This window comes from Vibrio sp. 10N.222.55.C7 (assembly GCF_041473335.1).
Taxonomy (GTDB): domain Bacteria; phylum Pseudomonadota; class Gammaproteobacteria; order Enterobacterales; family Vibrionaceae; genus Vibrio; species Vibrio crassostreae_C.
On sequence record NZ_JBFRSC010000040.1, the window covers coordinates 1 to 7837 of the forward strand.

At 45.7% G+C, this 7837-nt stretch carries 6 protein-coding genes and 1 tRNA gene; 2 read left to right on the forward strand and 5 right to left on the reverse strand.

Annotated features, from left to right (window positions below; translation table 11 throughout):
* Positions 1 to 23 precede the first annotated feature (23 nt).
* Together AB4482_RS14455 and AB4482_RS14460 are read right to left on the reverse strand one after the other, a co-directional pair.
* The gene (locus tag AB4482_RS14455) at positions 24 to 689 is read right to left on the reverse strand and encodes a hypothetical protein (RefSeq protein WP_372181109.1); all 666 of its coding nucleotides are present in this window, start codon (positions 687 to 689) and stop codon (positions 24 to 26) included.
* 89 nt (positions 690 to 778) lie between these two features.
* Positions 779 to 1252 (reverse strand): Lrp/AsnC family transcriptional regulator, encoded by a 474-nt coding sequence (locus AB4482_RS14460; RefSeq protein ID WP_017062025.1) that lies wholly within the window; start codon positions 1250 to 1252, stop codon positions 779 to 781.
* A gap of 129 nt (positions 1253 to 1381) precedes the next feature.
* Here AB4482_RS14460 and AB4482_RS14465 point away from each other — a divergent pair, with 129 nt between their 5' ends.
* Entirely contained in the window at positions 1382 to 2449 is a 1068-nt protein-coding gene (locus tag AB4482_RS14465; protein ID WP_017064069.1) for a PLP-dependent cysteine synthase family protein, read from the forward strand.
* A gap of 90 nt (positions 2450 to 2539) precedes the next feature.
* Here AB4482_RS14465 and AB4482_RS14470 read toward each other — a convergent pair whose 3' ends face one another.
* The 3 genes from AB4482_RS14470 to AB4482_RS14480 form a co-directional block, all read right to left on the reverse strand.
* The gene (locus AB4482_RS14470; RefSeq protein WP_372181111.1) at positions 2540 to 2860 is read right to left on the reverse strand and encodes a DUF1244 domain-containing protein; all 321 of its coding nucleotides are present in this window, start codon (positions 2858 to 2860) and stop codon (positions 2540 to 2542) included.
* A 141-nt stretch (positions 2861 to 3001) separates the two neighbouring features.
* Positions 3002 to 6115 carry a vibriobactin export RND transporter permease subunit VexH gene (vexH, locus tag AB4482_RS14475; protein ID WP_372181113.1) on the reverse strand — a complete coding sequence of 1038 codons (3114 nt, stop codon included), beginning with the start codon at positions 6113 to 6115 and terminating at the stop codon, positions 3002 to 3004.
* On the reverse strand, positions 6115 to 7191 hold the full coding sequence (locus tag AB4482_RS14480) for an efflux RND transporter periplasmic adaptor subunit (protein WP_372125838.1): 1077 nt from the start codon (positions 7189 to 7191) through the stop codon (positions 6115 to 6117). The genes vexH and AB4482_RS14480 overlap by 1 nt, the downstream gene beginning before the upstream one ends.
* A 388-nt stretch (positions 7192 to 7579) precedes the next feature.
* Here AB4482_RS14480 and AB4482_RS14485 point away from each other — a divergent pair.
* Positions 7580 to 7664, forward strand: a tRNA-Tyr gene (locus AB4482_RS14485).
* Positions 7665 to 7837 lie beyond the last annotated feature (173 nt).

Consider the following 7837-nt stretch of genomic DNA (forward strand, 5'->3'; position numbering starts at 1 on the left):
AATTTTCCGGATTGGTATAAAATCTATTCTGCTTCTAGCGTAGGCTCAAACTCGCTCTGTACTCGTGTTTTGATGCCATCTCCGGCATCTCGCAGAAGGTTAAATGGTGATAGCACCACACCTTTCACAGCGCCTTCTGCAGCGTCCTGAGCCAAAGCTTGACTCTTATCTGCCAACAAATTAGCTTGCACCAAAATATTCGGCACTTCCGCTCTTAGCATTTCAGATTCAGTAACAACGGCGGGGATAGTTTGCTCGCGGTACGATTTACTTTCAGCGAGCATCGGTGGCATAACATCCACACGGTATCGTTTCAGCTCAGTCAATGCTGGTGGGATGACATCGGTTCTGACCAGCTCGACTTCCGTTCGGACATTTTTCACTTCATCTAATATCGCAGGGATTTTGTTGTCGACCGAGGCTACGGTTTGATTCACATCATCGATCGTCTTTCTAACTTCTTCGACAGTGTTTAACACCTGAGGAGCAAGATCGCTGACATGTTCTGCAAGCGCTAATAGCTCTTCTACTTTGAGCCCTTTGGTGAGGCCCGATATGTCTTCGATAACTTGCGGGTAAGTATCAACGATTTCACCGACTTTATTAGTCAATGAGTAGATGGTGTAACCCAAGTAAAAAATGGCGACCGCCAGTACCAGCTGGATAGCGGTAGATACTTTTGCAAACATGAATAATCCTTTTCTTTATCGCAGAGACGAGATCTAAACTGAGAAGATAGTTAAACTAAAGCGATAGTTAATCTATTACTAGGCGCAGCTTAAAGCGGCAATGCTGTCGTGTACTTCAATGGTTCCATCGCAAACGTCGAGGTCACATTAGAGATACCATCAATGCTATTCACCAAGCGCTTATAGAAATCATCAAAGCACTTCATGTCTTTAACCTGAACCTTCATCATATAATCATATTCGCCAGCCATGCGATAGAACTCCATCACTTCTGGAAATTCCGACACAGTATTCACAAAACGACCATACCACTCATGAGAATGATCACTGGTTTTCACCAATACGAACGCAGTAAAGGAAAGATCCAGTTTTTCCGGGTTCAGCAGTGCAACTCTTTTCTCAATAATGCCGTTCTCTTCGAGGCGCTTAAGCCTTTTCCAACAAGGCGTTGTAGTGAGATTGACCGCTTCAGAAATATCGTTCAATGACAGGGTGCTGTCTTCTTGCAGTAACCCTAATATTTTTTTATCTACGGCATCTATCACACTTTCACCAAATCGCATTTAAAGAGAATAATTTTCTACAATTTAAGCAAAACAAAGCAAATATGGCAAAGTTTTTCTCTCCGATTATAGATAAATTAGAACCATACCAATTACAAAGAATTCCTACACTCGATCAGGAGAACGTTTATGTGCACTGACCATCAATGGATTAACAACGCGATTCGTAAAATTGAAGCGGACTACCAACGCTCAGCGGATACGCACCTTATCAAGCTCGATCTACCAAGTATCGAAGGCATTGATGTTTACCTTAAAGATGAAAGCACACACCCTACAGGCTCTTTAAAGCACCGTTTAGCGCGTTCTCTCTTCTTATACGCTATCTGTAACGGTTGGGTTGGCCCAGAAACCACGATCATTGAATCTTCATCGGGCAGTACTGCGGTGTCTGAAGCTTACTTCGCTCGCCTACTTGGCCTTCCATTTATCGCGGTAATGCCCAAATGCACAGCGAAGAAAAAGATCGAGCAAATTGAATTCTACGGCGGCCAAGCGCATCTTGTGGACCGCTCAGATGAAATTTACGATGAGTCTCGCCGTTTAGCAGAAGAATTGAATGGTCACTACATGGATCAATTTACTTACGCTGAGCGCGCAACCGACTGGCGTGGTAACAACAACATCGCGAACTCGATTTTCAATCAAATGCAGATGGAAGATCACCCAGTTCCGGCTTGGGTAGTAATGAGCCCAGGTACTGGCGGTACTTCAGCGACGATTGGCCGTTTCATTCGCTACCAACAACATGAAACTAAGCTTTGTGTTGTGGACCCTGAGAACTCTGTATTCCACGAATACTTCCAAACAGGCAATGCGAACGTGAAAGGCAGTACATTCAGCAAGATTGAAGGCATTGGTCGCCCACGAGCAGAACCAAGCTTCATTCCTGGTGTGGTTGACGAAATGCGTAAAATCCCAGACGCAGCAAGTATCGCAACGACACATTGGTTATCTGACATTCTTGGTCGCAAGGTCGGCGCATCAACCGGGACTAACATGTACGGTGTGCTTCAATTAGCCAGTGAAATGAAAGCACGTGGAGAAAAAGGTTCTATCGTGACTTTGCTATGTGACAGCGGTGAGCGTTACCTAGATACTTACTTCAATGACGAGTGGGTAAATCTGAATATCGGTGACCTACAACCTTATGCAGCGAAGTTAGAAGCTTTCTCGCAAACGGGTGAGTTGGCTTAAGTTCAAAACCGATAGTTCGAAATAGAAAAGAGCCCTTGATGGGCTCTTTTTGTTTATTCATTCTATTAGTCAGCCACTAACGAGAACAAATTACTCTGGCTTCTGCTTCGCTTCAAATGCCGCGAGTTGTTCAGGCGTCGCTTTTGGTTGATGGTTTTGTTTCCACTCATCGTAAGTCATGCCGTATACACGCTCACGAGCGTCATCGATATCCAAGTCTAAGCCTTGTTGCTCTGCTTCCGCTTTGTACCATTTACTGAAACAGTTTCGGCAGAAGCCAGCCAAGATCATCAGATCGATGTTCTGCACATCTTTATTGTTATCTAGGTGTGCTAGCAGGCGACGAAAGGTTGCTGCATCCAGCTTATTTTGTTCTTCTTGAGAAAGATCTTTGTATTTAAATTCAGCCACTTTACTTTCCTTTATTCGATTTATTGTATTAATTCGTTGAGCTCTGTTTGTTATACAAAAAAAGCCTGCAATTCGCTAGGAGCAAACGCAGGCTTTTCAATATTGTTACACTATTCCGTGTTCATTAATCGTGCGTGTTCATTAACCGTGAGAGGTTCTTCCCACGTTGTCATGGCTAAGCTCTTTATTAAGTTCCGCTTCCACGTGACCCGGAGAGCGTGTTGATCCTGAAATCAGTCGGTACATCGCAGGGATAACGAACAGAGTTACCAATGTCGCGAAGCCCATACCGAAGAAGATAACCGTACCCACAGCCACTCGGCTTTCATAGCCTGCGCCCGTTGAAGTAATCAATGGAATTGCACCAGCCAGCGTCGTGAATGCCGTCATCATGATTGGACGTAAGCGTCGAGCAGAAGCATCAATGATCGCCTTTTCAAACTCAATACCACGGTCACGAAGTTGGTTAGCAAACTCTACGATCAAGATACCGTTTTTGGTTACCATACCGATCAACATGATCATACCAATCTGGCTGTAGACGTTGAGCCCTTGACTCATCAGCACCAAGCCTAAGAAGCCACCGAAGATACCCATAGGTACGGTGAACATCACCACCAGCGGGTTAATGAAGCTTTCAAACTGCGCGGCCAGTACCAAGTATGCGACCAGCATCGCTAGCGCAAACACCACTAGGATACTTGATTGGTTCTCTTTAAAGTCTTTTGACTCGCCAGAGTAGCTCACTGAAATATCACCCGGTAGCTGTTCAATCGCTTGTTCATCAAGGAAATCGAGCGCGTCACCCAGCGTGTAACCTTCCATTAGGTTCGCTTTAATGGTCACCGATTTCTGCTTGTTGTAGTGCGACAAACGAATCGATGAAGCCACTTCTTCAATGTGCGTCAGCGTATCAAGTGTAACCAGCTCACCAGACTGAGTTCGCATGTAGATTTGGCTTAGATCGTTCGCGTTGTTGAAGCTGTTTTCATCACCACGCAGATACACGTCGTACTCTTCACCACGGTCAACGAAGGTCGTTTCACTGCGGCCGCCAAGCATGATTTCTAACGTATCTGAAATGTCTGAAACGCTAACACCTAGCTCTGCTGCACGCTGCTTATCTACGGTTACCAATAGCTCTGGTGTTTTCTCAGAGTAATCGATGTCCGCGCCTTCCATCATTGGAGAATCTTCAGCCGCTTGCTTTAAGAGCTCTGCCCACTTCTGAAGTTCAGAGTAATCAGAACCGCCAAGTACGAATTGAACAGGCTCACTTGAACCACCTTTGAAGCCCGGCATGAACGGGAATACACGCACATCTGGAATGCCGTTCAACGATTTACGAACTTCGTTCAACGCTTCTTGTGCGGTAACGTCACGCTCATCCCAGTCTTCTAGGATCATGATTACGAAGCCCGTTTGGTCACCCGCATTACCACCAAACGCTGGTGATTGAATACTGAATGACTTCAAGAAGCCCTGACCAAGCAATGGCATTAAGCGTTCTTCAACAATGTCCATGTTGGCAGACATGCGGTTGTAACTGGTTGCATCTGCGCCACGAACAAACGCAAAGATAACACCACGGTCTTCTTGTGGAGTAAGCTGGGCTGGCACTTGTTGCATCAAACCATAGCTACCACCCAAACATGCGATAATGATGATAGGAGCAGCCCAACGCCAGTTAAGAGCACGGCGCAATACCGCGCGGTATCCAGACTCAAGCTTGCCAAATACGCGCTCGACAAACAAATTGAAACGGTTTGGTTTAACGTTCGCTTTAAGGATCTTACTGCCTAGCACTGGCGTTAGCGTTAATGCGACTAGCGACGAGAAGATCACCGACATCGCAAGCAATACAGAAAACTCGGTAAACAATAGGCCAACCATGCCGTCCATGAACGAGATTGGTAGGAATACCATTACCAATACAAGCGTTGTTGCGATTACCGCGAAGCCTACTTCACGAGTACCTTTATAGGCCGCAAGCAGCGGTGACTCACCACGTTCAATATGGTGGAAAATGTTCTCAACCACCACGATCGCATCATCGACCACCAAACCAATCGACAGGATAAGTGCCATCAGGGTAATCAGGTTGATGGAGAAACCGAAGTAGTACGCGGCAATAAACGACGAGATCAGAGATACAGGTACGGTTACCGCTGGAATAAGTGTTGCACGTGCTTGACCAATAAAGATGTAAAGCACAAGGATAACCAAGCCACCCGTGATAAAGAGTGTGCTGTATACCTCTGAGATTGAACGGTCAATAAAGACTGTTGAGTCATAATCGACAGCTAAACGAGTACCGTCTGGCAAGAACTTTTGAATTGCTTCGACTTCTTTATGGACTAAGTCAGCCACCTCAAGTGGGTTCGCATCTGACTGAGGCACGATACCCATACTTACGTTAACAACGCCGTCACTCTTAAAGGTCGAGTTCTCGTTTTCTGCGCCAATGTAAACATCCGCTACGTCTTTCAAGTAGATAGGTGTGTTATCAGAGGCACGTTTAACGACTAGGTATTCGAAATCTTCAGCTTCAGTGTAAGAACGAGCAGTACGAACCGACATCACAATCGCATCGTTACGTACTTCACCACCCGGGCTTTCAATGTTCTCACTGTTCAACGCAGATGTGATGTCGGAGGTAGTAACACCACGACCCGCCATCTGCGCAGGTTTCAGCTTGACGTACATTACTTTGTACAAGCCACCTGAGATATCCACCGAGCTCACGCCAGAAATCAAACTAAAGCGGTCAATCAACACACGTTCGGTGTAGTCGGTTAACTGCGTTCGGTCCATCTCTGTCGAACTTAAGTTGATGTAGACCGAAGCTTCACCACTACCATTGTTCTTATAAACAATTGGGTCGTCGGCTTCATCGGGCAATGAACGCTGCGCACGAGCTACAGCATCACGAACATCACTCACACCGGTATTGAGGTCGTAACCAAGCTCAAAAGTAATCGTGATACGCGACATACCGTTACGCGTTGTGGATTCGATCTCATCGATACCACTGATGCCGGATAACTGGTCTTCAAGGTTGGAGGTTATTTGGCTTTCAATGATGGTGGCAGACGCACCCTCATAACGAGTACTGATCGATACTACCGGGCTTTCAATATCTGGCATCTCACGAACCGCGAGCTTATTGAAAGAGACAATACCAAACACAACCAATAGTAGGCTCAATACGACGGCCGCTACTGGTCTCTTTACAGAAACATCAGATAACAACATTAGTTAGCGCCTTCTTGTGCTTTTTTATCACTTGCTGCATCAGCTGGGCGATTAACGGCAAGCTCTTGAACCAAGACGCCGTCACGCATGTTCACGATACCTTGCACCACGATCTTCTGGCCAATTTCGATGCCTTTGTCGATCACGACTTCGTTATCGATACGTGCCCCAAGGAAAACTTCTGTACGAGTTGCTTTATTATCTTCGTCGATAACATAAACGAAACGCTTCGTACCTGAATACTCAAGCGCTTGAACTGGAATGATTGGCGCTTCCACTGGTGGGAAGTCCATATCCGCCGCCACTAACATACCTGGCTTTAGATAATCATTATTGTTGTCGAAGTGGATTCGAACTCGAAGGTTCAAGGTTTCAGCGTTAATACGAGAATCAATGCCTACCACTGTGCCAGTGAACTGAGTCTCGCCCCACGCACTGGTGCGAGCCGTCACTGTCATGCCTTTAGACAGCTTAGAAAGGTAACGCTCAGGAATTTGAAGATCTAACTGCATCACAGACAAATCATCTAAAGTCACAAGCTCAGTACCTGCTGTCACCATTTTTCCGCGACTAAAGTCGATAAAACCAACAGTGCCCGAGAATGGCGCGCTGATGTGAAGATCTTTCAGATTGGCATTTGCAGCAGCTAAACGAGCGTTGGCAATCTCTACGTTCGTTTTCTGAGCGTCAATTTCAGTTTGCGTGATCGCGTTACGTTTCACTAGGCGTTGAAATTCCGCTAGCTTACGTTGCTCGTCTTTTAGATAAGCTTGCGCTTCTGCAACTGCCGCTTTTGCTTTGTCATCGTCGAGTTGAACCAACATCTGTCCTTTAGTGACATCTTGATTGGCTTTAATGTTGATAGAGTCCACTCTGCCAGCCACTTCAGAAGTGATCATTACCGATTGCTCGGCTTCTAGCTTACCGACCAACGAAAGAGATTGGCTAACTTGGTGAATATCAACCTGCTCAGTAACAACAGTGACAGTGCTTGGGCCCATACGTTTAGCGAGTACGGCTGGAGACGCCATAAGAATAGACAAGCTAAGCAGGGTTAAAACAGATTTACGCTTCATAATAATGGTCTGCAAGTGAGATTTAATATCTATAAATGAAATTAACCGTATTCTATCAACTGATGAATGCTGTAACGTCAAGAAGTGTAAATCTAGATTAAATTCCATTTACGTTTCTTGGCGAATTGCACAAACCAAACACAATGTAGAAAGCGAGTTACCTCAAGGTGTTACCTATCACTACGTAAACCTTAGTACAGATGTTCACTTCCCGAGCAATATGCGTACTTTTCGCCATCTTTGCCCAAAAAGGCAGCATTCAACACAAAACCATAAGAAAAACTCTTTACAGGTTTAACGTGTTTGCTATGATGCGCTCCGCACTTGAGAGATGCGTTGGGAAAAACATCTCTTTAGCCTATCCATTATGAGTTAGGAAAAACACCCTGGAGGGGTTCCCGAGTGGCCAAAGGGAGCAGACTGTAAATCTGCCGGCACTGCCTTCGATGGTTCGAATCCGTCTCCCTCCACCATATTCTTCTTACCTCTTTCGAGAGTTAAGAGAACAACCTGATTGATGGGCTTATGGGAAAACATCAATTTAGGCTTACTTTGTGAAGAGTAAGACACACCCTGGAGGGGTTCCCGAGTGGCCAAAGGGAGCAGACTGTAAATCTGCCGGCACTGCCTTCGATGGTTCGAATCC